General features: G+C 65.4%; 20 protein-coding genes. 11 read left to right on the top strand and 9 right to left on the bottom strand.

Annotated elements, in window-relative coordinates; all coding sequences use genetic code 11:
• Nucleotides 1–53 precede the first annotated feature (53 nt).
• Nucleotides 54–1250 (top strand): methionine adenosyltransferase, encoded by a 1197-nt coding sequence (metK, locus tag ACVI1L_RS41100; protein WP_057016728.1) that lies wholly within the window; start codon nt 54–56, stop codon nt 1248–1250.
• A 126-nt stretch (nt 1251–1376) separates the two neighbouring features.
• Complete coding sequence (gene ahcY, locus ACVI1L_RS41095) at nt 1377–2804, top strand: adenosylhomocysteinase (protein WP_057016727.1); 1428 nt, start codon at nt 1377–1379, stop codon at nt 2802–2804.
• 268 nt (nt 2805–3072) lie between these two features.
• Here the strand turns inward: ahcY and ACVI1L_RS41090 are convergent, their stop codons facing one another.
• The 3 genes from ACVI1L_RS41090 to ACVI1L_RS41080 form a co-directional block, all read right to left on the bottom strand.
• A complete protein-coding gene (locus tag ACVI1L_RS41090; protein WP_057016726.1) occupies nt 3073–3867 on the bottom strand; it encodes an IclR family transcriptional regulator in 795 nt (264 codons plus the stop codon).
• A gap of 237 nt (nt 3868–4104) precedes the next feature.
• Nucleotides 4105–5823 carry an FAD-dependent oxidoreductase gene (locus ACVI1L_RS41085; RefSeq protein ID WP_456785408.1) on the bottom strand — a complete coding sequence of 573 codons (1719 nt, stop codon included), beginning with the start codon at nt 5821–5823 and terminating at the stop codon, nt 4105–4107.
• Between the two features lie 10 nt (nt 5824–5833).
• Nucleotides 5834–7036 carry an ABC transporter substrate-binding protein gene (locus ACVI1L_RS41080; RefSeq protein WP_433994802.1) on the bottom strand — a complete coding sequence of 401 codons (1203 nt, stop codon included), beginning with the start codon at nt 7034–7036 and terminating at the stop codon, nt 5834–5836.
• 354 nt (nt 7037–7390) lie between these two features.
• Here ACVI1L_RS41080 and ACVI1L_RS41075 point away from each other — a divergent pair, with 354 nt between their 5' ends.
• Nucleotides 7391–8320, top strand: coding sequence for an aspartyl/asparaginyl beta-hydroxylase domain-containing protein (locus tag ACVI1L_RS41075; RefSeq protein WP_057016724.1), 930 nt, complete (start codon nt 7391–7393; stop codon nt 8318–8320).
• A gap of 90 nt (nt 8321–8410) precedes the next feature.
• Here the strand turns inward: ACVI1L_RS41075 and ACVI1L_RS41070 are convergent, their stop codons facing one another.
• Nucleotides 8411–8566, bottom strand: a complete 156-nt coding sequence (locus ACVI1L_RS41070) for a hypothetical protein (RefSeq protein ID WP_016843659.1) — start codon at nt 8564–8566, stop codon at nt 8411–8413.
• Between the two features lie 325 nt (nt 8567–8891).
• On the opposite strand from ACVI1L_RS41070, the gene ACVI1L_RS41065 reads away from it, so the two are divergent.
• The 4 genes from ACVI1L_RS41065 to ACVI1L_RS41050 all read left to right on the top strand — a co-directional run bounded on the left by ACVI1L_RS41065 (nt 8892) and on the right by ACVI1L_RS41050 (nt 14546).
• Entirely contained in the window at nt 8892–10589 is a 1698-nt protein-coding gene (locus ACVI1L_RS41065; protein ID WP_456785407.1) for an NAD-dependent malic enzyme, read from the top strand.
• A 245-nt stretch (nt 10590–10834) separates the two neighbouring features.
• Complete coding sequence (gene ggt, locus ACVI1L_RS41060) at nt 10835–12517, top strand: gamma-glutamyltransferase (protein ID WP_456785406.1); 1683 nt, start codon at nt 10835–10837, stop codon at nt 12515–12517.
• A 286-nt stretch (nt 12518–12803) separates the two neighbouring features.
• Complete coding sequence (locus tag ACVI1L_RS41055) at nt 12804–14150, top strand: MFS transporter (RefSeq protein WP_016842171.1); 1347 nt, start codon at nt 12804–12806, stop codon at nt 14148–14150.
• Nucleotides 14151–14171: 21 nt separating this feature from the next.
• Nucleotides 14172–14546, top strand: a complete 375-nt coding sequence (locus tag ACVI1L_RS41050; RefSeq protein WP_229191981.1) for an SPW repeat protein — start codon at nt 14172–14174, stop codon at nt 14544–14546.
• Between the two features lie 91 nt (nt 14547–14637).
• On the opposite strand, the gene ACVI1L_RS41045 is transcribed toward ACVI1L_RS41050, so the two are convergent.
• Nucleotides 14638–14910, bottom strand: coding sequence for a hypothetical protein (locus ACVI1L_RS41045; protein WP_283070194.1), 273 nt, complete (start codon nt 14908–14910; stop codon nt 14638–14640).
• Between the two features lie 209 nt (nt 14911–15119).
• Here ACVI1L_RS41045 and ACVI1L_RS41040 point away from each other — a divergent pair, with 209 nt between their 5' ends.
• Entirely contained in the window at nt 15120–15344 is a 225-nt protein-coding gene (locus ACVI1L_RS41040; RefSeq protein WP_057016719.1) for a hypothetical protein, read from the top strand.
• Between the two features lie 67 nt (nt 15345–15411).
• Here ACVI1L_RS41040 and ACVI1L_RS41035 read toward each other — a convergent pair whose 3' ends face one another.
• On the bottom strand, nt 15412–16113 hold the full coding sequence (locus ACVI1L_RS41035; RefSeq protein ID WP_076825777.1) for a fumarylacetoacetate hydrolase family protein: 702 nt from the start codon (nt 16111–16113) through the stop codon (nt 15412–15414).
• Between the two features lie 153 nt (nt 16114–16266).
• On the opposite strand from ACVI1L_RS41035, the gene ACVI1L_RS41030 reads away from it, so the two are divergent.
• Nucleotides 16267–17445 carry a dipeptidase gene (locus ACVI1L_RS41030; protein WP_456785405.1) on the top strand — a complete coding sequence of 393 codons (1179 nt, stop codon included), beginning with the start codon at nt 16267–16269 and terminating at the stop codon, nt 17443–17445.
• A gap of 6 nt (nt 17446–17451) precedes the next feature.
• Here ACVI1L_RS41030 and ACVI1L_RS41025 read toward each other — a convergent pair whose 3' ends face one another.
• Both ACVI1L_RS41025 and galE read right to left on the bottom strand, forming a co-directional pair.
• Complete coding sequence (locus ACVI1L_RS41025) at nt 17452–19263, bottom strand: ABC transporter ATP-binding protein (RefSeq protein WP_456785404.1); 1812 nt, start codon at nt 19261–19263, stop codon at nt 17452–17454.
• A gap of 109 nt (nt 19264–19372) precedes the next feature.
• Complete coding sequence (gene galE, locus ACVI1L_RS41020) at nt 19373–20386, bottom strand: UDP-glucose 4-epimerase GalE (protein ID WP_456785403.1); 1014 nt, start codon at nt 20384–20386, stop codon at nt 19373–19375.
• Nucleotides 20387–20524: 138 nt separating this feature from the next.
• On the opposite strand from galE, the gene ACVI1L_RS41015 reads away from it, so the two are divergent.
• The gene (locus ACVI1L_RS41015; RefSeq protein ID WP_456785673.1) at nt 20525–21565 is read left to right on the top strand and encodes a glycosyltransferase family 4 protein; all 1041 of its coding nucleotides are present in this window, start codon (nt 20525–20527) and stop codon (nt 21563–21565) included.
• Here the strand turns inward: ACVI1L_RS41015 and waaF are convergent.
• Nucleotides 21547–22611 carry a lipopolysaccharide heptosyltransferase II gene (waaF, locus tag ACVI1L_RS41010; protein WP_456785402.1) on the bottom strand — a complete coding sequence of 355 codons (1065 nt, stop codon included), beginning with the start codon at nt 22609–22611 and terminating at the stop codon, nt 21547–21549. The genes ACVI1L_RS41015 and waaF overlap by 19 nt on opposite strands.
• A gap of 135 nt (nt 22612–22746) precedes the next feature.
• Here waaF and rfaD point away from each other — a divergent pair, with 135 nt between their 5' ends.
• A complete protein-coding gene (gene rfaD / locus ACVI1L_RS41005; RefSeq protein ID WP_456785401.1) occupies nt 22747–23727 on the top strand; it encodes an ADP-glyceromanno-heptose 6-epimerase in 981 nt (326 codons plus the stop codon).
• Nucleotides 23728–23740: the final 13 nt, after the last annotated feature.

Here is a 23740-nt window from a genome sequence, read left to right as displayed (position 1 = left end):
GGGACATATTCACCAACCAACGTCGGACTTCGACTTAACAAGGGGTTTGCTTGATGCGCGCGTCTTACCTGTTCACCAGCGAGTCGGTCTCGGAAGGCCATCCGGACAAGGTCTGTGATCGTATTTCGGATGAGATCGTCGATCTGTTCTATCGCGAGGGACCGAAAGCGGGCATCGACCCGTGGCAGATCCGCGCGGCGTGCGAGACGCTCGCGACCACCAACAAGGTGGTGATCGCCGGCGAAACGCGCGGCCCGAGCTCGGTCACCAACGACCACATCGAGAGCGTGGTTCGCTCTGCAATCAAGGACATCGGTTACGAGCAGGACGGCTTCCACTGGAAGAACTGCGACATCGAGATCCTGCTGCATCCGCAGTCGGCCGACATCGCGCAGGGCGTCGACGCGCTGCAACCGGGCGAGGTCAAGGAAGAGGGTGCCGGCGACCAGGGCATCATGTTCGGTTACGCCACCAACGAGACGCCGGACCTGATGCCGGCGCCGATCTTCTACGCCCACAAGATCCTGCGGCTGATCTCCGAAGCGCGCCACTCCGGCCGCGAGAAGGTGCTGGGTCCGGACTCCAAGAGCCAGGTCACGGTGCAGTACGAGAACGGCAAGCCGGTCGGCGTCCGCGAGATCGTGGTCTCGCACCAGCATCTGGTCGAGGACCTGTCGTCCAAGCAGATCCGCGACATCGTCGAGCCCTACGTCCGCGAGGCGCTGCCGAAGGAGTGGATCACCGACAAGACGATCTGGCACATCAATCCGACCGGCAAGTTCTTCATCGGCGGTCCCGACGGCGACTCCGGCCTGACCGGCCGCAAGATCATCGTCGACACCTATGGCGGCGCGGCTCCGCATGGCGGCGGCGCGTTCTCCGGCAAGGATCCGACCAAGGTCGACCGCTCGGCCGCCTATGCCGCGCGCTATGTCGCCAAGAACATCGTCGCGGCCGGTCTTGCCGACCGCTGCACGCTGCAGCTCGCCTATGCCATCGGCGTGGCGCGTCCGCTGTCGATCTACATCGACACCCACGGCACCGGTAAGGTGTCGGAGGATCAGCTCGAGAAGGCGGCGGCCAAGGCGATGGATCTGACGCCGCGCGGCATCCGCAGCCATCTCGATCTCAACCGCCCGATCTACGCGCGCACCTCGGCCTACGGTCATTTCGGCCGCACGCCCGACAATGAGGGCGGCTTCTCCTGGGAGAAGACCGATCTCGTCGAGCAGCTGAAGCGCGCGCTCTGATACTTGCGTCATTCCGGGTCGCTCGCGAGAGCGAGCGAACCCGGAATCCCTAATCATCACCTCGAGATTCCGGGTTCGCCTCTTCGAGGCGCCCCGGAACGACCCGTTCAACAACAGGACGCTCAAATGAACGCCCCCACGAAGCCCGGCTTCACCGACTACATCGTCAAGGACATTGCGCTCGCCGATTTCGGCCGCAAGGAGATCTCGCTAGCCGAGACCGAGATGCCCGGCCTGATGGCCACCCGCGAGGAGTTCGGCCCCAAGCAGCCGCTGAAGGGCGCGCGCATCGCGGGCTCGCTGCACATGACGATCCAGACCGCGGTCCTGATCGAGACGCTGGCCGCGCTCGGCGCCGACATCCGCTGGGTCTCCTGCAACATCTATTCGACCCAGGATCACGCCGCGGCCGCGATCGCCGCCGCCGGCATTCCGGTGTTCGCGATCAAGGGCGAGACGCTGACCGAGTACTGGGACTACACCGCGAAGCTGTTCGACTGGCACGGCGGCGGCACGCCGAACATGATCCTCGATGACGGCGGCGACGCCACCATGCTGGTGCATGCCGGCTACCGCGCCGAGCAGGGCGACACCGCCTTCCTCGACAAGCCGGGCTCCGAGGAAGAGGAGATCTTCTACGCGCTGGTCAAGCGCCTCCTGAAGGAGAAGCCGAAGGGCTGGTTCGCCGAGATCGCCAAGAACATCAAGGGCGTCTCGGAAGAGACCACCACGGGCGTGCATCGCCTCTACGAGATGGCCAACAAGGGCACGCTGCTGTTCCCGGCGATCAACGTCAACGACAGCGTCACCAAGTCGAAGTTCGACAACCTCTATGGCTGCCGCGAGTCGCTGGTCGACGGCATCCGCCGCGGCACCGACGTGATGCTGTCGGGCAAGGTCGCGATGGTTGCCGGCTTCGGCGACGTCGGCAAGGGCTCGGCCGCCTCGCTGCGCCAGGCCGGCTGCCGCGTCATGGTCTCCGAGGTCGATCCGATCTGCGCGCTGCAGGCGGCGATGGAAGGCTATGAGGTTGTGACCATGGAAGACGCGGCGCCGCGCGCCGACATCTTCGTCACCGCCACCGGCAACAAGGACATCATCACCATCGAGCACATGCGCGCGATGAAGGATCGCGCCATCGTCTGCAACATCGGTCACTTCGACAACGAGATTCAGATCGCCGCGTTGCGCAATCTGAAGTGGACCAACATCAAGCCGCAGGTCGACGAGATCGAATTCCCCGACAAGCACCGCATCATCATGCTGTCGGAAGGCCGCCTCGTGAACCTCGGCAATGCGATGGGTCACCCGTCCTTCGTGATGTCCGCCTCCTTCACCAACCAGACGCTGGCGCAGATCGAGCTGTTCGCCAACAACAAGGACAGCAAGTACGCCAAGAAGGTCTACGTGCTGCCCAAGACCCTCGACGAGAAGGTCGCCCGCCTGCACCTCGCCAAGATCGGCGTCAAGCTGACCGAGCTGCGGAAGGACCAGGCCGACTACATCGGCGTCAAGCAGGAAGGTCCGTACAAGTCGGATCACTACCGCTACTGATCCACGCCCGCAGCGATCGATCAAGTGAAGAGCCCCGGCATCGCCCGGGGCTTTTTGCTGGGGTGACGCATGCAACAGATGGGCCGTCTTCGCGGCGGAACGACGCTCTGACGTCGCCAAATACCCCGTCGTCGTCCCTGCCTGGTGCGCAATTGCGCACTAGGCAGGGACGACAGCGAGTCTGTTGCACGACTGGATCATACGTCAGCATTCTCGCGACATGAATGTCCGAGCTTTGCGCTTCGTCCCGCCCTCTCACCTCTTGGCGTCACTCCAACGCCCGCGCCGTGCCGTGCCCCAGTTGCCGTGAGATCTCGCCCGCACAATCGCGCAGCGCAGTTGCGATTGCGCTGTCCCAACCGGCGTCGAAGGTGCCCTCCGGCCCCATCGCGGTGATGACCAGCGCGACGTGGCCGGCGTGATCGAACACCGGCGCGGCGAAGGCGTTGACGCCGGGTAGGGGATCGCCGATCGCGCGCGCCAGCCCGCGGCTGCGGACCTCGGCGAGGATCTCGGCCGTTTTCGCGTCCGCCGGCGGACGCTTCGGATTGTAGCCGACACCGAGGCGATCGAGGCCGCTCTCGAGCGCAGTCCTGATCGCGTTCGGCGGCATGAAGGCGGCGAAGGCGCGGCCGGTCGCGGTCTCGAGCAGCGCCACGACCGATCCAACGCGCATCGCGATGTGCACCGGATGGCTCGGCTCCTCGAGCCGCACCACGGTCGCGCCGTGGGTGCCCCAGACCGACAGCGACACCGCGTGATTGATGCTGTCGGCGAGCGCTGCGATCCGCGGCGTTGCGATCCGCACTGCGGACTGCCGGCGCAGGCTGATCAGGCCGAGCTCGAGCGCCAGCGCCCCGATCTCGTAACGGCCAGTGGTCTCGTCCTGCTCGATCAGGCCGATGCGGGAAAAGCTGACGAGATAGGGATGCGCCTTGGCCGGCGGCATGCCGGCTTCGCGCGCGAGATCGCGCAGCATCATCGGTTCGCCGCTGCGGGCCAGCGCGCGGAGCAATTCTCCGCCGACCTCGATCGACTGTATGCCGCGGCTCTCTCTCGTCATGTGGCCCTGTTTGGGTTCGCGCGTTCGCACTTAGCAGGAAACCTTGCCGTCCGCGAGACGTCGATCTGCGCGGAAGTCGTTGTGAGTGACAGGTCCCCACCCGTCATCCTGAGGAGCCCGCGAAGCGGGCGTCTCGAAGGATGCACGGCCCAGCTGGTGGCCGATCCATCCTTCGAGACTCGCTCCGCTCGCACCTCCAGCGACAAAGGCGAAGCCTTTGCGCGGGGATGACGGTACTCACAACTTGCTTCTCTCCGCCGCCACGCCGGCGATGTGCTTGCCCGCGATGTAGCCGAAGGTCAGCGCGGGCCCGAGTGTGATGCCGGCGCCGGGATAGTTGCCGCCCATGATGCTCGCCATGTCGTTGCCGGCGGCATAGAGGCCGGCAATCGGCTGGCCGTCGGCGTCGAGCGCACGGGCATTGGCATCGGTCCTTATGCCGGCGCAAGTGCCGAGATCGCCGATCACCATCTTGATGGCGTAGAACGGCCCGTGCTGGATCGGCGCGATGCAGGGATTGGGCCCGTGCAGCGCATCGCCCTGGTAGCGGTTATAGGCACGCGAGCCCTTGCCGAAGGCGGGATCGCGTCCCTCCGCCGCGGTGGTGTTGAACTCCGCGACGGTCGCCTCGAGCGCCTTGGCGTCGATGCCGGCCTGCGCGGCGAGCTCCGCCAGCGTCGCGCCGCGCTTGAGATAGCCGGTCTTCAGGTGATGGCCGAGCGGCATGGGGCGCGGTGGCACGCAGCCGAGGCCGTATTTGCGCAGCGTCTCGTGATCGCAGATGAGATGCGCCGCGATCTCCTCGCCGGGCTTCGCCGCCTTGATCATCGCCTGCACGAAGTCGTGGTAGGAATTGCCTTCATTGGCAAAGCGCCTGCCGTCGGCCATCACCGCGATCACGCCCGGCTTGGCGCGATCGATGAAATGCGGCATCACGCCCTTCGAGCCGTCCTTGCGCGTCGTGACCGAGACCGGCACCCACGCCGCGGCGTTCGGCAGCGAGTCGTCGACGCGGCCGCCGGCGGATTCCGCAAGACGCAGGCCGTCGCCGGTGTTGCCGGTCGGGCCCGGCGAATAATGTTCTTTTCCAGTGGGGGCGTGCGTAAACATCTTTTGCCGTCGCGCGACGTCATGCGGAAAACCGCCGCAGGCGAGCACCACGCCACGCTTGGCGTTGACGCGGATCGTGCGCCCTTCACGCACGACGACCGCGCCGCGCACCACGCCGTTCTCGACGATCAATTCGCGCACCGGCGAGTTGAGCCAGAGCGGGATCTTGAGGTCGAAGGCGGATTTCGCCAACCGTCCGGCGAGCGCGTTGCCGTTGGTCAGCGTCATGCCGCGGCCGTTGCGCATCACGTCGATGGCGTGCTTCGACAGCCGTTTGGCGACATAGGCCGCCGAGGTCAGCGACCGGGTCGCGCGCATGAAATGCACGATCTCCTTGCCGGAGCCGAGCATCATGCCGAACACGGTGAGCTCGGGCAGGGGGCTGCCGAGATCCTTGAGAGCGTCGCCGAGCTCGTGGGCGTCGAACGGCCGCGTCACCATCGAGCGGCCGCCCTGCGCGCCGCCCGGCGCTTCCGCATGATAGTCCGGGAAGGTCAGCGGCATGTCGAAGCGTACCGCGGTGCTGGTGGTGAAGAAGTCGACCGCCTTCGGCCCCTCGGTCAGGAACGCATCGACGCGGGCGGCGTCAAAGCTGTTGCCGGCCTCGTGGCGCAGATAGGTTTTGGCCTGATCGGGGCTCTCCTCGATGCCCCAGGCCTTGGCCAGCGAGGTGCCGGGGATCCACAGCCAGCCGCCGGAGCGCGCGGTGGTGCCGCCGAACCGCGGCTCCTTCTCGACCACCAGGACCTTGAGGCCGTGATGGCCGGCGGTGACCGCCGCCGACAGCCCGGCGCAGCCGGAGCCGACGACCAGCGCGTCGCAATCATAAGCTTCTTCGTTGGCCACGCGATCGATCCTATTTCTTGAGCAGCGGGCACTTCGACTCGGAGACCGGACGATAGGCGTCCTCGCCCTTCACCGTCTTGACGATGTCGAGATAGTCCCACGGTTCCTTGGATTCCGAAGGCTTCTTCACCTTCGCCAGATACATGTCGCGGATCACGCGGCCGTCCTCGCGCAGCTTGCCGCCATGCACGAAGGTGTCCTCGATCGGCAGCTCGCGCATCTTGGCCATCACCGCCTTCGGATCGTCGGTGCCGGCGGCCTGGATCGCCTTGAGATAATGCAGCACCGAGCCGTAGACGCCGGTCTGGATCATGGTCGGCATCACATTGGCGCGGGCGTAGAACTTCTTCGACCAGGCGCGCGTCTTCTCGTCCATGTTCCAGTACGACGCCGTCGTCATGTAGGTGCCTTGCGCGGCGTTGAGGCCGATCGCATGCACGTCGGTGTCGAACATCAAGAGCCCGACCAGCTTCTGGCCGCCCTGCACGAGGCCGAACTCGCCGGACTGCTTGATCGAATTGTCGGTGTCCTGGCCGGCATTGGCGAACGCCACCACGTCGGCCTTCGAGCTCTGCGCCTGCAGCGCAAAGGAGGAGAAGTCGGCGGTGTTGGTCGGATGCTTGACGCTGCCGAGCACCTTGCCGCCCATCTCGTTGATGAAGCGCGTCGCGTCCTTCTCGAGCTGCTGGCCGAAGGCGTAATCCGCGGTGACGAAGAACCAGGACTTACCGCCTTCCTTGATCACGGCCGAGGCCGTCACCTTGGACAGCGCGTAGGTGTCGTAGGCGAAATGCACCGTGTTGGGGCTGCACAGTTCGTCGGTCAGCGAGCTCGCGCCGGGACCGGACAAGAGCGCGATCTTGTTGCGCTCGCGCACCATGTTGTGCACGGCGATCGCGATGCCGGAATTCGGGATGTCGACGACCGCGTCGACCTTGCCGTTGTCGAACCAGCCGCGCACGACCTGCACGCCGACATCGGTCTTCATCTGGTGGTCGGCGGAGATGATCTCGATCGGCTTACCGAGCACGGTGGGGCCGAATTCCTCGACCGCCATCTTGGCCGCCTCGACCGAGCCCGGGCCCGAATTGTCGCGTCCCCAGCTCGACAGGTCGGTCAGCACACCGATGCGCACGACGTCGTCGGAAACCTGGGCGTGAGCGGCCGTGGTCATCGCCGCGACAATGGCTGCCGCCAAAAACTGTCTCATCATTCCTCCCTTTGGATGTCCGCGTTCTTCGGCGGGTCACCTCAGGATTAGGAATTATCTAATCAATTTGTCAATGACGAATTTTGTATGTGAATGGTGTCACAAAGCTGGCGCCTGTGCGGCGCGACGCTTCACATTTGGTGAGCGAACGCTTACATAGCGCATCCGGGGACGGCACCGCGGCAACGATTCCGGCTCATTTGCCAGACCGCGCCGCAGTGCCAAGTCACTATGAAACAGGGGAATTTTCGCGGACGGCGACGCGTTTCGCCGCCCGGACTGGGCCGCCCGTCAGGGGAACGGCTCCTGCTGGGCGGGGCATGAAGAGCGTCGGCGGGCAGCGATCATAGACGGATCATGTTGAGACAGCTCTTCGCGCCGCAGCTCGTCACTCTTTACGTGCTGGTGGCCTCTACGCTCTACGTCCACTTCCGCGGCAAGCAGCGGTTGCGCTTCGCCCGCCAGCTCGGCGATCACTCGACCTACCTCGCGCCCTACAATGTGCTGATGTATGCTGGCTCCGCCGTGCCCAACACGCCGGTGATTCCGGTCGAGCAGTTTCCCGAGCTCAAGAAGCTCTCCGACAATTGGGAGACGATCCGCGACGAGGCCACGCGCCTGTTCGACGAAGGCTTCATCCGCGCCGCGGCCAAGAACAACGACTGGGGCTTCTATTCCTTCTTCAAGAGCGGCTGGAAGCGCTTCTATCTGAAATGGTACGACGACTTCCTGCCGTCGGCGCGGACGCTGTGCCCGAAGACGGTGGAGCTGCTCAACTCGATCCCGAACGTGCATGGCGCGATGTTCGCGATGCTGCCGCCGGGCGGCAAGCTCGGGGCGCACCGCGATCCCTTCGCCGGCTCGCTGCGCTATCACCTCGGACTCGTGACGCCGAACTCGAACCAGTGCCGCATCCTCGTCGACGGCGTCGAATGCGTCTGGCGCGACGGCGAGGCCTTCATGTTCGACGAAACGTTCATCCACAGCGCCGAGAACAAGACCGACGTCAACCGCATCATCCTGTTCTGCGACGTCGAGCGCCCGATGAAGTTCGGCTTCATGACGGCGATGAACCGCTGGGTCAGCCACAACATCGTCAAGGCGTCGGCGACCCAGAACGTCGACGGCGAGCATGTCGGCGCGCTGAACAAGGTGTTCGGCAAGCTCTACGAGATCCATCTCGCCAGCCGCAAGGTCAAGGAGTGGAATCGGAACGTGTATTACACGCTCAAATATTCCGCGATCGCGCTGATCCTCGGCCTGATCGTGATGTCGGCGCTGCACTGATTGCAGAGGCGTTGCCGCGTTGAAAACAGAAGCCCCGGAGCATGCTCCGGGGCTTTCTGTCTGGGACGAGAGCTGTGAGGCGGAACAGCGTCAGTCGCGCTCGAAAACCTTGGCGCCGGGGTAGATTCGCCTGGCGTAGGCGACGACCCACTCGCGGTCCTGGGTCTCCAGGAACGGAGTTCGGATCTTGCACGACCCGACGATAAGGTGCCACAGGCCGTTCAGCTTCTGAATGTTGACGATCATCTGAGTGTTCCTCGAAACCCGCGTTCCAGTCGACACCTGCTACCCGTGACAGTTTTGCGATTGACGGCTCGGAGCAGTGATCCTGATCACGCTGGAGTAGCCGCGAGTGTAAAAATCTCTCGCCATCGCTCAACTGTACGGGCGTAAGCACGGGCCATCACAAGGAATCAGGCGGGCTATACCAAGGTATGTTGGTGTCGGTCCGCAGCTGCAGCCGCAGCGTCGGGGCCGTTCAACTTTGCGCGGCGGCGCGCCTTCGCACTCCGATCCGTTACATGGGCGTGATAACGTCCGATCTGGCGTTTCGCATTGAGGGGACCTTGCCATGTCGGAGTCATCAGGAGCTTTTGCGACCACTGCGCTGAGCGGCTACGAGCTGCTGGCCGATCCGCAGCTGAACAAGGGCACGGCGTTCTCCGAGGCCGAGCGCGAGGCGTTCGACCTGCACGGCTTGCTGCCGCCCAATATCTTGACGCTGGACGAGCAAGTCTCGCGCCGCCTCGAGGCGCTCCGCGGCTTTGAGACCGACATCGAGCGCTATGCCTTTCTGCGCGAGCTGCAGGACACCAACGAGACGCTGTTCTACGCGCTCCTGGTCAGCAACCTGGAAGAGCTGTTGCCGATCGTCTACACGCCGACCGTCGGCGAGGGCTGCCAAAAATTCAGTCGGCTGTTCCGCAAGCCTCGCGGGCTGTTCCTCAGCATCCCACATCAGCACCGGATCGACCGCATTTTCGCCCATCCGCGCTTCGATCACGTCGAGGCGATCGTGGTGACCGACGGCGAGCGCATCCTCGGCCTCGGCGACCAGGGCGCCGGCGGCATGGGCATCCCGATCGGCAAGCTCGCGCTCTATACCGGCTGCGGCGGCCTGCATCCGGCAACGACGCTGCCGATCATGCTCGACGTAGGCACCGACAATCCCGATTGCCTCGCCGATCCGCTCTATGTCGGCTGGCGCAACGAGCGCGTCCGCGGCCAGGCCTATGACGACTTCATCGAGGCGTTCGTCGCGGCGGTGGTGAAGCGCTGGCCGCGCGTCCTGCTGCAATGGGAGGACTTCGCCAAGAACAACGCGACGCGCATGCTCGAGCGCTATCGCGACCGGCTCTTGACCTTCAACGACGACATTCAGGGCACCGCGGCGGTGGCGACCGGCGCCTTGCTCTCCGCGATCAACGTCACCGGCGTGCCGCTCACCGAGCAGCGCGTCGCCGTGCTCGGCGCGGGCTCGGCCGGCTGCGGCATCGCCAGCCTGATCCGCGCCGCGATGGTCGATGCCGGCCTGTCCGAGAGCGAGGCGGCGAAGCGCTTCTTCATGGTCGACCGCGACGGGCTGCTGCTCGAGGGTATGAGCGGGCTCGCCCCGTTCCAGCTTCCGTTCGTGCAGAACGGGCAGGCGATCGCGGGCTGGCAGCTCAGCCATCCCGACAAGATCGCGCTGCTCGACGTCGTGCGCAACGCGAGGCCGACGGTGCTGATCGGCGTCTCCGGCCAGGCCGGCGCTTTCTCCGAACCGATCGTCCGCGCGATGGCCGAGTGCAACAAGCGGCCGGTGATCTTCCCGCTGTCCAATCCGACCTCGCGCGAGGAGGCGACGCCGGTCGATATCGAGGCGTGGACCGAGGGGCGGGCGCTGATCGGCGTCGGCAGCCCGTTCCCGCCGATCATGCGCGACGGCGCGCGCTTCAAGGTCGACCAGACCAACAACTCCTACATCTTCCCGGGGGTCGGCGTCGGCGCGCTCGCGGTCGGTGCCAGCCGGGTCAGCGACGGCATGTTCATGGCCGCCGCCAAGGCGCTGGCCAGCGTCTCGCCGGCGCGCGACAACCCGAAGCACAATCTGCTGCCGCCGGTCAGCGCGTTGCGTGACGTCTCGCAGACCGTGGCGCTTGCGGTCGCGCTGCAGGCGCACAAGGAGGGATTGGCGAGAGACGTTCCGATCGACCAGGTCGAGGCGCGGATTCACGCCAAGGTCTGGACGCCGCGCTACGTGCCGTACCGCCGCAGCGATCGTGCTTAGAGCTCGGCGCGGCGCGATCTTCCGCGCCGCGCGCGGGCCGCATCGATTTAGCGACCATCATGATCGGGGTGGGCCGGGCTCGACCCCGCTCGCGTCTACTCGACGGGCTTGACCGAAGTAAGAATTTTCTTCAAGCTTGGCATGCCAAATGCCAGTGGCGGTCCTTCGGGGATTTGGACGTCGCGGTGTCCGCAGCCCGCGATCGCACAACATCGACGCAACGAGGAAACGGGGAGGGAAGTCGAATGGCCAATCTTGGCATGTCGCGCAGGGAGTTGCTGATCGGGTCCATGCTCACGGCGGTCGCCGCGGCGGCGCCGCGACCGCTCCGGGCCCTCGACAATACGGGCGCGCTGGCGCGATCGAAGACTGGCATGGTGACGAGCCCGCACGAACTTGCCACGCAGGCAGGGCTCGAGGTGCTGCGCAAGGGCGGCAATGCGATCGAGGCGGTCATCGCCATCGGTGCCACGCTGTGCGTGACCTATCCGCATTTCAGCGGCCTCGGCGGCGACAGCTTCATGGTGATCAGCGACCGCAAGGGAAATGTGCGGACGCTGTCCGGTGCAGGTCAGGCTGCGCTCAACCTGCCGAACTACAGCGGTTCGGTCCCGATCCGGGGGCCTGGGTCGGCGCTGACCGCGGCCACGACCGTCGACGTCTGGGACCAGGCGTTCGATTTCAGCCGCAAGTCCTGGGCCGGAAAGCAGAGCTGGGCGTCGCTGTTCGAGCGCCCGATCGAATACGCCGGCAAGGGCTTCCCGGTCACGCCGTCGCAGCGCTTCTGGCAGGACATGGAAGCGAAGAACCTGAAGGACTGGCCCGACATCCAGCGCATCTTCATGCCCGCCGGCCGGATGCCTGAAATCGGCGAGCCGCTGGTCCAGCCTGAACTCGCGAAATCGCTGGAGATGCTGGCGGCAAATGGCGGGCGTGATTTCTACGAAGGAAAGCTCGCCGCGCGCATTGCGGCCGGACTGAAGCAGATCGGCTCGCCGCTGACCGCCGACGATCTGGCACGCTGCCGCGCGCGCGACGAGACGCCGTTGCGCGTCGGCTATCGCGGCGGCGAGCTGCTCGGGCTGCGCCCGCCGACGCAGGGTCTCACGACACTCGAGATCATGGGTATCCTCGACCGCTTCGAGCTCGCGAAATATCCGGAAGGGAGCGCGGACTACTATCACCTGCTGGTCGAAGCGGTGAAGCAGGCCTTCATCGACCGCAGCCGCTACATCGGCGATCCGGAATTCGTCGACGTTCCGGTCAATCAGCTGCTCTCGGCGAGCTACCTCGACGCGCGCGCGAAGGCGATCAACCTCGAGAAGGCGATGCCGTGGCCGCACGTGTTCAAGAAGGGCGACACGGTTTATCTCGCCGCGACCGACCGGGACGGCAATTGCGTCAGCATGCTGCAAACCGTCTACTACGATTGGGAAAGCGGCATGGTGGCCGGCGACACCGGCATCATCTGGCACAACCGCGGTGCGTCGTTCAACCTCGACCCGGCGAGCCCCAACTGCCTCAAGCCGGGCAAGCGGCCGTTCCACACGCTCAATCCGGGAATCTACCTCAAGAGCGGACGGCCGCATCTGCTGTACGGCACGCAGGGAGCCGACGGGCAGCCGCAGACGCTCGCGGCGGTGCTGACCAGGCTGATCGACTACAACATGGATCCGCTTACCGCGCTGTCGCGACCGCGCTTCCTGCTCGGCAAGACGTTCTCCGATGCGCGCGACAGCCTGAAGCTGGAGAAGGATGCCGGTGAAGAGGTCTTCAAGGCGCTCGCCGGGCGAGGCCACGAAATCAGTCCGATACCGGCCCAGAGCCCGCTCGCGGGACATCCGGGTGCGATCCGGATCGACGCCGACGGAAGCATCACCGGGGCGCATGATCCGCGCAGCGACGGGCGGGCGCTCGGGCTGTCATGAGACGAAGCGCGGCAGATTGACGAAGCCGCCCGGCGGCTGCCGAATCCGGCAGCCATCTGCGAAGCATGGTCCCCCCGGTGGGCGAGCGGTGGCGGACGACGCCCTCGACGCGTTGCGATCTGTCGCTCGCCATGGCCGACTGAAGGCCGACTAAAGTTCAAGCGTCGATGGTCCGTTCCGGTGGAACTTTCCGGCGCGCCTTATCGTATGTACTCAAACAAACCACAGTCAATATCCGTCCGGGGGCCTGTGCGAGGGAGACACCCCCATGGCAAGATTTGGCCCAATGCTTGGTCTGACCCCCGGCCTCGACGCCAACCGGCTCACACCATCCGAGCATCAGCTGCAGATGCGCCGTGCGGTGATCGCCTCCACCGTCGGGACCGCGATCGAGTGGTATGACTTCTTTCTCTACAGCACCGTCACCGGCCTGGTGTTCGCAAAACTGTTCTTTCCGCATTCCGATCCCTGGGTCGGCACGCTCGAGGCCTTCGCCATCTATGCGGTCGGCTTCGTCGCGCGGCCGATCGGGGCTGCGATCTTCGGGCACTATGGCGACCGCATCGGCCGCAAGTCGACGCTGATCGCGACGCTGCTGTTGATGGGACTGGCGACCGCGGCGGTCGCATTGGTGCCGACCTATTCCAGCATCGGCATCTGGGGTGCGGTGATCCTGACCGTGTTGCGCTTCATCCAGGGCGTCGGCGTCGGCGGCGAATGGGGCGGCTCGGTGCTGATGTCGATGGAATGGGCGCGCAACGATCGCTCCCGCGGCCTGATCGCCTCATGGCCGCAATTCGGCGTGCCCTGCGGACTGTTCCTCGCCAATCTCGCGGTGCTGGCTTTCAGCCAGATGTCGGGCGACCAGTTCCTGTCGTGGGGCTGGCGCATTCCGTTCGCGCTCAGCATCGTCCTGGTCGGTGTCGGCCTCTACATCCGGCTCGGCATTCTGGAAACGCCTGTGTTCAGCAAGCTGCTGGCCGAGCGTCAGCTCGACCGCACGCCGATGCTGACGGTGATCCGCGATCATCCGAAGGAGATCCTGCTGTCCGCCTTCGCGCGGATGTCCGAGCAGGCGCCGTTCTACATCTTCACCGCCTTCGTGTTCTCCTACGGCGTCGGAACGCTGCACGTGTCGCGTGACTTCCTGCTGACCGCGGTGCTCGCGGCCTCGGTGCTGTCGTTCGTCTCGATCCCGCTGTGCGGGCACATCTCCGATCAGATCGGCCGCAAGAACATGTACATGATCGGCGCTGCCGTGACCGGCGTGTTCGGCTTCATCTATTTCGCGATGCTTAACACCGGATCGGAAACGATCATCTTCCTTGCGATCTTCCTGTCGCTGATTCCGCACGACATGCAGTACGGCCCGCAGGCGGCCCTGATCGCAGAGAGCTTTACTGGTCGCCTGCGCTACAGCGGCGCCTCGCTAGGCTATCAGCTTGCTTCCGTGATCGCCGGCGGTCCGGCACCGCTGATCGCGACCTGGCTGTTCGGCACGTTCCATTCGGCGACCGCGATCGCGGCCTATATCGCGGCTTGCGCAATCATCACGCTGGTCGCGACCGCGATGATGACCGACTACACGGGCAGGGACATCAATGCGCCCGAGGCGCATCAGCAGCGGGTTTGAGTAGCAAGGGAGCAATCGATGATGAAGTGGCGAAAAGAATCCGCGCTCGATCTCTATAACCTCATCGCAGCGATTTTCCTGCTCGCTGCGCCGTGGCTGTTCGTGCGGGCCAATCCGACGGCGGCGATCGATCTCAGGATCAGCGGCGCGGCGATCGCGATCATGTCGCTGGCGGCGATCGTCGCGTTCTCGATCTGGGAAGAATGGATCAACCTGGTCGTCGGATGCTGGCTGATCGTCTCGCCGTGGCTGCTCGGCTTCACGCATACCCGCGCGATGCATTTTGCCATCGCCGCCGGCGCGGTGGTGGCATTCATGGCGCTGCTCGAGCTGTGGCTCGAATACGAGAAGACGCATTTCGGCCCGGCGGCGCCGCAGGCCGCCGAAAGGCAGTAGGATCCGCCGCCGGCGAGACCGAGGGGTGTGGCTCCTTGTCTTTGAGCATGACCTCCTCGGAAAACCGCTTCGCGCTTTTCCGGATCATGCTCTAGCAGCCGCGGCAAATCCCCTTGATCTTGCGGTCGACGATCGCGTCCTCCTGATCGATGATCTGCTGCGATGTCGATGTCGTCGCCGGAATATCGGCGGCGCGCGGCTGGCGATGGCCGACCGGCGCCGACCACGGCCTGCTCGCGGTTTCGTTTGACGCGTAGGCGCGGGGCTGCTGGACCGCCGCCTGTGCGAAGCAAGCGGTCGCCATTGCCGCGGACATAATCGCAGCCAAGCCAAGTCGTACGCCGGGTCGTTGAAGATCGATCATGAAAACCTCCATATCGTCGTCGCCGCGTTTTGCGCGCGGCCTTGATGACATGGAGTGCCCCGGTCGTTCCGGTATTCCCCGCTCCATCCGATGTGATCGGGCGCTCGCGGCGCGGTGATCGCGCGTGATGAAATAATTTCGGGGCGCTCGCGGTCCTTGATCACAGGAGCCGAGCTGGGTCGGCTTCACCCACCGTACGGAGAAATCCCATGACCAAATTGACCCTCGCGGCGCTTGCGCTGGTTGCCGCAGCCGCCTGTTCGGCGCAGGCGTCGGCCGCCGGCAACAACGCTGCGGTGCGGCGCGCCAATGCTTCGATGACGACAACGACGGTCAGCAGCAAGACCACCGATTGCGTGCGCGCGCCGAAGGTTGGATCGTTCGCAACCGCTCCCTTCACCGAGCCGCCCTGCATGCCCGGCACGATGCGCTGATGGCGCACAGCAAAAAGCCCCGGACCTGAGGTCCGGGGCTTTGGGCCTTGCCTCGTTCCTGAGGCGGTTATTCCGGCTTGCCGATCGTCACCGCGAGCTTGCCGACGCCGTCGACACCGCATTCGAGCTTGTCGCCCACTTGCAGCTGCGAGACGCCCGCGGGCGTGCCGGTCATGATGATGTCGCCGGCGGCGAGCTTCACCTGCTGCGAGAGCTGCCAGATGATTTCAGGCACGTTCCAGATCAGCTCGGTGAGGTCGCCCTTCTGGGCTTCCTTGCCGTTGACGGTGAGCCAGATCTTGCCCGCGGTCGGGTGGCCGATCTTCGCGGCCGGCTGGATCGCCGAGCACGGCGCGGAATAGTCGAACGACTTGCCGATCTCCCAGGGCCGCTCCTTCTTGCGCGAGGCGATCTGCAGGTCGCGGCGGGTCAGGTCGATGCCGACGGCATAGCCGTAGACATGCTCGAGCGCCTTGTCGGCGGGAATGTTCAGCCCGCCGCTCTTCATCGCCACCACTAGCTCGACCTCGTGATGCAGGTCCTTGGTCAGTGGCGGATAGGGGATGATCGCGCCATCGGGCACCAGCATGTCGGCATGCTTACCGAAGAAGAACGGCGGCGCGCGCTCGTCATTGCCCATCTCCCTGATATGCTCGAGATAGTTGCGGCCAACGCACCAGATGCGGCGGACCGGATAGGTGCCGGATTCGCCGACGACGGGAAGCGAGGGCTGCGGGGGAAGCGGAATGACGGTGGATGCGGCGTTCATGAACGGGTCCCGGAGGGTTGAAGGAGGGAGCGCGGGCGGTATTTACGCGCTTACGCCGCTCAGGGCTAGTGGCCGCGGCTGCATCCGGCGCAGAGGTGAGGCCAGCTTTCCGCCGAGCGCAGCCGCCTTTGGTCGACAAAGGCGGTGGTGTCCATGAGGAAATGGCTTTCGATCGGCCTGGCGCTGGTCGCCGCGGTCCTGATCGCCGCCGCCGTTCGCTTTTTCACGGTCGTCCCGGAGCGGATCGACCGGGCGCAGAACAGGGTCCAGCGCGTGGCGCTGGATATCACGCCCGCCGCTACGGCCCTGCAGGCGTCGCTCGACGTGGCGGACATGCATGCGGACAGCCTGCTGTGGAAGCGCGACCTGATCGCGCGATCCGATCGCGGCCATATCGACCTGCCGCGCCTGATCGAGGGACACTACGCGCTGCAGGTGTTCTCGTCGGTCACCAAGTCGCCCAAGGGCCAGAACTATGATGCCAACGGCGCCGACACCGACACCATCACGAACCTCGCCATCATCGATCTGCAGCCGCCACGGACGTGGTTCTCGTTGCTGCAGCGCTCGCTGTGGCATGCCGAGAAACTGCGGAGCTTCGCCGAACAGTCCGCCGGACGGCTGCGCCTGATCGCAACGCCGGCCGACCTCGATCGCCTGCTCGCCGACCGCAAGAGCGGCGCGACGGTGGTTGGCGGCATGCTCTCGATCGAGGGTTTGCAGGACATCGAGGGCAATATCGCCAATCTCGACGTGCTCTACGCCGTCGGATTCAGAATGGCCGGTCTCGCTCACTTCTTCGACAATGATGTCGCGGGCTCGATGCACGGCGTCGCAAAGGGCGGACTGACGCCGCTCGGCCGGCAGGTGGTGCAGCGGATGGAGGCGATGGGCATGATCGTCGACCTCGCGCATGCGAGCCACGCGGCGGTCGCCGAGGTGCTGGCGATGGCGACGCGCCCGGTGGTCTCGAGCCATGGCGGCGTTCAGGCGACCTGCAAGGTCAACCGCAACCTCACCGACGACGAAGTCCGCGGTGTCGCGCGGACCGGCGGCGTGGTCGGCATCGGTTTCTGGCAAGGCGCGGTCTGCTCGCTCGATCCGAACAACGTGGCGCGGGCGATCGCGTATGTCCGCGACCTGGTCGGGATCGACCATGTCGGCCTCGGCTCGGATTTCGACGGCTCGACCACCACGGGCTTCGATGCCAGCGAGATCGTCGCCGTGACCCAGGCGCTGATGTCGCGCGGGTTCTCGGAGGACGACATCCGCAAGGTGATGGGTGGCAATGTCCTGCGCGTGCTGCGCGCAGGCATTGCCCGGAGGGGATGACAGGCTCTAGCCGGTGGCGCTGATCGGCGCCAGCGCCAGCGGCGACGGGTCGTGGTGGTGCTGCAGGCGGAAGAACGAGGCGTAGCGGCCGCCGCGGCGCAGCAGCTCCTCGTGCCGTCCGCGCTCGACGATCTCGCCGCCCTCGACCACCAGGATCGCATCGGCATGCATGATGGTGTGCAGGCGGTGCGCAATCACGATTGTGGTGCGGCCCTGGCAGAGATGCTCGATCGCTTCTTGCACCTGCTTCTCGGACTCCGAGTCGAGCGCGGCGGTGGCCTCGTCGAGCAGGATGATCGGCGCGTTCTTGATCAGCGCGCGGGCGACCGCGATGCGCTGGCGTTGCCCGCCGGACAGCTGGGTGCCGTGCTCGCCGACCGGCGTGTCGTAGCCGAGCGGGAAGCTCATGATGAAGTCGTGCGCGCAGGCGGCCTTGGCGGCGTCGACGATCTCTTGCTCGGTGGCGCCCTGCTTGCCGAAGGCGATGTTGGCGCGGATGGTATCGCGGAACAGATAGACGTCCTGTCCGACATAAGCGGTCTGCTGCCGCAGCGACTTGCGCGATACTGACGAGATCGGCTGTCCGTCGATCAGGATGTCGCCCTCGCGCGTCTCGTAGAAACGAAGCAGCAAGGCCAGCACGGTGGATTTGCCGCCGCCGGAGGGGCCGACCAGCGCGGTCACCTTGCCAGGCTCGGCCACGAAGCTCATGCGGTTCAGCACCGGCTCGCCCGGCCGATAGGCGAAGCTGACGTCGCGCAGTTCGATCTGCGCCTCGGAGAGTTTCAGCGCAGGCTTGCCGTCATCGGACTGTTCGCTCGCCGGGCTATCGACCACCTCGAGCAGCATCCGCGCGCCGACCAGCTGGCTGTTGAGGTCGATGTTGAGCCGCGCCAGCCGCTTGGCCGGCTCGGTCGCCATCAGGAAGGCGGTCAGGAACGTGAAGAACTGGCCCGGCGTGGAACCGAGCGCCACCACGCTGTAGCCTCCATACATCAGGCAGCCGGCGACCGCGAAGCCGCCGAGCATTTCCATCAGCGGATTGGAACGGTTGGCGACGCGCGCCATCTTGTTGGCATTGCTCTCGACGGTTGCGATGTGCTCGTCGATCCGCTGCTGCATGGTGCCTTCCAGCGTGAACGCCTTCACGGTGCGGATGCCCTGCAGCGATTCCTGCATCGTCTCCATGATGTCGGCGGTGCCGGTGAACTGGTTGTAGGCGAGCCCCTTGATCCGCTTCACCAGCCTGCGCAGCATCAGCATCGCCGGCGGCACTGCCACGAGCCCGATGAACGACATCAGCGGGTCCTGCCAGACCATGACGGCGACCAAGCTGATCAGCATCAGGAAGTCGCGGCCGATCGCATTGACCAGCATGTTGAGTACGTCGGTGATCGACTTGGCGCCGGCGGTCAGCCGCGCCAGGAATTCCGACGAGTGCCGTTGCGAGAAGAAGCCGATGCTCTCGCTCATCAGCTTGGCGAACAGTTGCCGCTGGTTGCTGGCGAGGATGGCGTTGGAGATCTTGTTCAGGATCACCATGTGGCCGTAGGTCGCCACGCCCTTGATGAACAGCAGCACCACCGTGATCCCGGCGAACATCGCGATGCCGGGGATGTTCTTGTCGACATAGGCCTGGTTGATCACCTGGCCGAGCACGTAGGTGGCGCCGGCCGTCGAGCCGGCCGCAACGGCCATCAGGGCGAACGCCGTCAGATAGCGCCGCCAATAGGTAATCCCTTGTTCCATGACGAGGCGGCGAATCAGGATCGCCGCGCCATAGGGATCGTCGGTAATTTTCTTTGGAAACTGGGCCATCCGCGTTCCATTGACGGCGGGCAGCGCCGGCCGTCAGGGTTGCGGGACCTCCTTGCCCGCTTGGCGGGGCTTTTTCAAGCACAATAACTGCTTGATAACGGTTTGTTTTTTAGGCCGATTCCGCCTGTCGCGCGGAGCCCGCGCGCTCCCGGAACAGCTTCTCCTCCCAGGCCAGCGCGTGGCTCGCGATGGTCTCGAGATCGTCGAAGCGCGGCGTCCAGTCGAGCAGCGAGCGGATCCTTGTCGTGTCGGCCACCATGGTCATGATGTCGCCGGGCCGGCGCGCGGCGTAGGCGACCGCGAAATTGCGCATCGAGACCCGGCGCACCGCCTCGATCGTCTCGAGCACGGAATAGCCGCGGCCATAACCGCAATTCATCGTCACCGATTGCCCGCCGGCGCGCAGATAGGACAGCGCCGAGCGATGCGCCTCGACGAGGTCGCTGACATGGATGAAGTCTCGGATGCAGCTGCCGTCCTGGGTCGGATAGTCGGTGCCGAACACGTCGATCTTGGCGCGCTGGCCGGTCGCGGCCTCGACCGCGATCTTGAGCAGATGGGTGGCGCCGATGGTGGCAAGGCCGACGCGGCCCTTCGGGTCGGCGCCGGCGACGTTGAAGTAGCGCAGCACGACGTAGCTCATGCCATGAGCGGATGCGACGTCGTGCAGCATGATCTCGGTCATCAGCTTCGACGAACCGTAGGGCGACAGCGGACGCGTCGGTGCGATCTCCGGCACCGGCACCTGGTCCGGATTACCGTAAACGGCCGCGGTCGAGGAGAAGATGAAGCGGCTGACGCCGCCCTTCACCGCCGCGTTGAGCAGGCTGCGCGTCGTCATAGTGTTGTTGCGGTAGTAGCCGAGCGGATCGCGCATCGAGTCCGGCACCACGACGGAGCCGGCGAAATGGATGATGCTGTCGATGCCGTGCTGGGCGATCACGCCCTCGACGAGATTCTCGTCGCCGGCATCGCCGATGAACAGCGCCACGCCTTCGGGCAGGAACGCGGAGAAGCCGGTGGAAAGGTTGTCGATCACGACGACGCTCTCGCCGGCATCGACCAGCGCATGAACCATGTGACTTCCGATATAGCCGGCGCCGCCGGTCACGAGCACGGTCATGGATAGAGCTCTCCCGATATTCTTTAACCGGTGATGCTAGCGGGAGTGCGGTGAAGAGGGGGTTTCGCCGCGGCCGAACTGGCCACTATGCTTAATGTTGCGTATAGGAACTGGCACGAAACGGAGACTTGAGTGCCGATCGAGAACACACCTGCCGGCGAGCTCGAGCTCATCGTGCCCAATCTGCACCGACGCTATTCGGGTGTTACCGCGACCAATCGCATGGTCGCGCCGAAGCTCGCCAAAATGTTTCGCGCAGCCTGGCTCGGCTCGCATCGGCCCGACGGCATCGACGCGATCGGATTCGCCGGTCTCCTGCGGCTGTGGCGGCGCGCATCGCCGCTGATCTGGCATGCGCGGCGCAACGACGAGATGATCGTCGGGCTCGCGCTGCGTGCGCTCGGTTGGCCGCTGAAACTGATCTTCACCTCGGCCGCGCAGCGCCACCACACCTGGCTGACGCGCTGGCTGATCAGCAGCATGGATGCGATCATCGCCACCAGTCCGCTGTCGGCCTCCTATCTGAAGCGCGACGCGACAGTGGTGATGCACGGCGTCGACACCGATCGTTATGCGCCGCCGGCCGATCGCGCGAGCGCCTTCGCCGAGAGCGGATTGCCGGGGCGCTATGCGATCGGCTGTTTCGGGCGGGTGCGCGCGCAGAAGGGCAGCGACGTCTTCGTCGAGGCGATGTGCAGGCTGCTGCCGCGCTATCCCGATTTCACCGCCGTCATCGTCGGCGCCGTGGTGCCGGAGCAACTCGCCTTTGCCAACGAGCTGAAGCGGAAGATCGAGGCCGCCGGCCTGCAATCGCGCATCATCATCACGGGCGAACTGCCGATCGAGGACGTCGTGCGCTGGTACCAGCGGCTGACGATCTACGCCTTCACCTCGCGCAATGAAGGTTTTGGCCTGACCCTGATCGAGGCGATGTCGGCAGGCGCGGCGCTGGTGGCGGCGCGCGCGGGCGCGGCCGAGTTCGTCGTCGAGGACGGCGTCACCGGCGTGCTGACGCCGCCTGGCGATGCCGACGCGCTGGTGGCCGCGCTGGAGCCCTTGATGCGCGATCCGGCAGCGGCCGCGGCGATGGGGGCGCGGGCGCGGCAACGAGTTGTGGATAAGTTCAGCCTCGATGCCGAGGCGAATGCGATCGCCAAGGTCTACCGCGCGCTGACCTGAGCCAGCACGCGCTGCGCAATCTCCACGACCTCTTCGGGGGCGATGTCGCGCATGCAGCGATGATCGTTCATGGTGCAGACCGTGCGCTGGCACGGCTGGCACGACAGCTTGCTCCTGGTCTGCCGCACTGTCGCGGCGAGGCCGTTGAGGGGCGCCCAGAGATAAGGATCGGTCGGGCCGAAGATGCCCATGGTCGGCGTGCCGATTGCGGCGGCGATGTGCATCAGCCCGGAGTCGTTGGTCACAGCGACGCTGGCCGCGGCCATCGCAACGATGCCGTTGCGCAGATCGGTGCCGGTGAGGTCGCGGACCCGCGCGCCGCCGGCTGCCGCGATCTCCTGCGCCAGCGCCTTCTCGCCGGGGCCGCCGACCACCCAGACGTCGAAGCCATGTTCGGCGAACAGCCGCGCGGCCTCCGGATAATAGGTCCAGCGTTTCGAGGCGCCGACCGAGCCGGGGCCGAGCGCGATGGCGGGACCGCGGCCGAGGCCGTTGGCCTGCCGCCAGCGTTCGATTTCGTCCGCGCGAACCCGCAGCTGCGGCACCGGCCATTCCGGCGGGCGGGCGGCGCCGTCGGGCAGCGCCAGGATCGCGTTCTTGTCGATGAAGCGCGGCTGCCGCTTTTCGCCCCATCGCATCGCGTTGATGAGGCCGAACCGCACCTCGCCAAAGAAGCCGACACGTTCCGGGATGCCCGCCAGCGCCGGTGCGAGAGCGGCCTTCCAGGTCCGCGGCAGCACCAGCGCGGTGGCGTAGTTCCGTCGGCGGAGCTCGGCCGCGAGCGCCTGCTGCTGGGCCAGCGCCAGCCGGCTGCGCGGCAGGTCGGACACGATCCCGGCGCGAACATCGGGCATATAATCGACCAAAGGGGCGCAAAGCCTGGATGTCAGAAGGTCGATCGGCCGGTTCGGCCAGCGCTTGCGGAGCACCCTGACCACGGTGTGGCCGCGCACGAAATCGCCGATCCAAACATAGGGCACCACGAGGATAGGTCTGGTATCCCCGGTGTCCTGTGTTTCGATATCAGGTATTGAATCAATATTCATTTCTAGATAGGCCAAAGCCGATCGGGCGCGGCCAAGTCGGTAACCGGTTCGCGATGAGAGGTAAAGCCGTCGTTGCCTGTGACGCGGGAGTGGGGCAAAGCTGACGGCTGCAAAGGAATCTGGCGGGATTTCATCATGTTTCTGGTAACCGGGGGCGCCGGTTTTATCGGATCGAACGTCGTGGCCGCGTTGAACGACGCCGGGCGCAGCGACGTCGCGGTCTGCGATCTGCTTGGGCAGGACGGCAAGTGGCGGAACCTGGCCAAGCGCCAGCTTGCCGATGTCGTTCCGCCGGCCGAGCTTGGCGACTGGCTGAAGGGGCGGCGGCTCAGCGCCGTGATCCATCTCGGCGCCATCTCCGAGACCACGGCAACCGACGGCGACCTGGTGATCGAGACCAATTTCCGTCTCTCGATGCGGCTGCTCGACTGGTGCACGGCGAATGCCACGCCGTTCATCTATGCCTCCTCGGCCGCGACCTATGGCGACGGCGAACAGGGGTTTGACGACGACGCGTCGGTCGAGGCGCTGAAGCGGCTGCGGCCGATGAACCTGTACGGCTGGAGCAAGAACCTGTTCGACCTTGCGGTCGCCGAGCGCGCGGCGAAGGGCGAGCCTCTGCCGCCGCAATGGGCCGGGCTGAAATTCTTCAACGTGTTCGGCCCCAATGAATATCACAAGGGCCCGATGATGAGCGTGCTGGCGCGCCGCTTCGACGACATCAAGGCGGGCCGCGTCGTGCAGCTCTTCAAGTCGCATCGCGAGGGCATCGCCGATGGCGATCAGCGCCGCGACTTCATCTATGTCGACGACGTCGTGCGGGTGATGATGTGGCTGATCGCGACGCCGCGGGTCTCCGGGCTGTTCAATGTCGGTACCGGCAAGGCGCGCAGCTTCAAGGACCTGATCGTCTCGGCCTATGGCGCGCTCGGGCTGGAATCGAACATCCAGTATGTCGACATGCCCGAGCAGATTCGCGACAGTTACCAGTACTTCACCCAGAGCGTCGTCGATCGTCTCGGACGCGCCGGATACAATGGCGGTTTCACTCGCTTGGAAGACGCAGTCGGGGCCTATGTGAAGGGCTTTCTCGATCGCGCGGATCGCTATCGCTAGAGCGGATGACGGT

Source organism: Bradyrhizobium sp. USDA 4516 (assembly GCF_054055915.1).
Note: the sequence above shows the minus strand (reverse complement) of the source record. Positions and strands in the feature narration are given on the sequence as shown.

Bases quoted from the DNA above. Each gene is read 5' to 3' on its own strand.
- metK (WP_057016728.1), top strand. From the start codon at position 54: ATGCGCGCGTCTTACCTGTTCACCAGCGAGTCGGTCTCGGAAGGCCAT.
- ahcY (WP_057016727.1), top strand. From the start codon at position 1,377: ATGAACGCCCCCACGAAGCCCGGCTTCACCGACTACATCGTCAAGGAC.
- ACVI1L_RS41090 (WP_057016726.1), bottom strand. From the start codon at position 3,867: ATGACGAGAGAGAGCCGCGGCATACAGTCGATCGAGGTCGGCGGAGAA.
- ACVI1L_RS41080 (WP_433994802.1), bottom strand. From the start codon at position 7,036: ATGATGAGACAGTTTTTGGCGGCAGCCATTGTCGCGGCGATGACCACG.
- ACVI1L_RS41075 (WP_057016724.1), top strand. From the start codon at position 7,391: ATGTTGAGACAGCTCTTCGCGCCGCAGCTCGTCACTCTTTACGTGCTG.
- ACVI1L_RS41070 (WP_016843659.1), bottom strand. From the start codon at position 8,566: ATGATCGTCAACATTCAGAAGCTGAACGGCCTGTGGCACCTTATCGTC.
- ACVI1L_RS41065 (WP_456785407.1), top strand. From the start codon at position 8,892: ATGTCGGAGTCATCAGGAGCTTTTGCGACCACTGCGCTGAGCGGCTAC.
- ggt (WP_456785406.1), top strand. From the start codon at position 10,835: ATGGCCAATCTTGGCATGTCGCGCAGGGAGTTGCTGATCGGGTCCATG.
- ACVI1L_RS41055 (WP_016842171.1), top strand. From the start codon at position 12,804: ATGCTTGGTCTGACCCCCGGCCTCGACGCCAACCGGCTCACACCATCC.
- ACVI1L_RS41050 (WP_229191981.1), top strand. From the start codon at position 14,172: ATGAAGTGGCGAAAAGAATCCGCGCTCGATCTCTATAACCTCATCGCA.
- ACVI1L_RS41045 (WP_283070194.1), bottom strand. From the start codon at position 14,910: ATGATCGATCTTCAACGACCCGGCGTACGACTTGGCTTGGCTGCGATT.
- ACVI1L_RS41040 (WP_057016719.1), top strand. From the start codon at position 15,120: ATGACCAAATTGACCCTCGCGGCGCTTGCGCTGGTTGCCGCAGCCGCC.
- ACVI1L_RS41035 (WP_076825777.1), bottom strand. From the start codon at position 16,113: ATGAACGCCGCATCCACCGTCATTCCGCTTCCCCCGCAGCCCTCGCTT.
- ACVI1L_RS41030 (WP_456785405.1), top strand. From the start codon at position 16,267: ATGAGGAAATGGCTTTCGATCGGCCTGGCGCTGGTCGCCGCGGTCCTG.
- ACVI1L_RS41025 (WP_456785404.1), bottom strand. From the start codon at position 19,263: ATGGCCCAGTTTCCAAAGAAAATTACCGACGATCCCTATGGCGCGGCG.
- galE (WP_456785403.1), bottom strand. From the start codon at position 20,386: ATGACCGTGCTCGTGACCGGCGGCGCCGGCTATATCGGAAGTCACATG.
- waaF (WP_456785402.1), bottom strand. From the start codon at position 22,611: ATGAATATTGATTCAATACCTGATATCGAAACACAGGACACCGGGGAT.
- rfaD (WP_456785401.1), top strand. From the start codon at position 22,747: ATGTTTCTGGTAACCGGGGGCGCCGGTTTTATCGGATCGAACGTCGTG.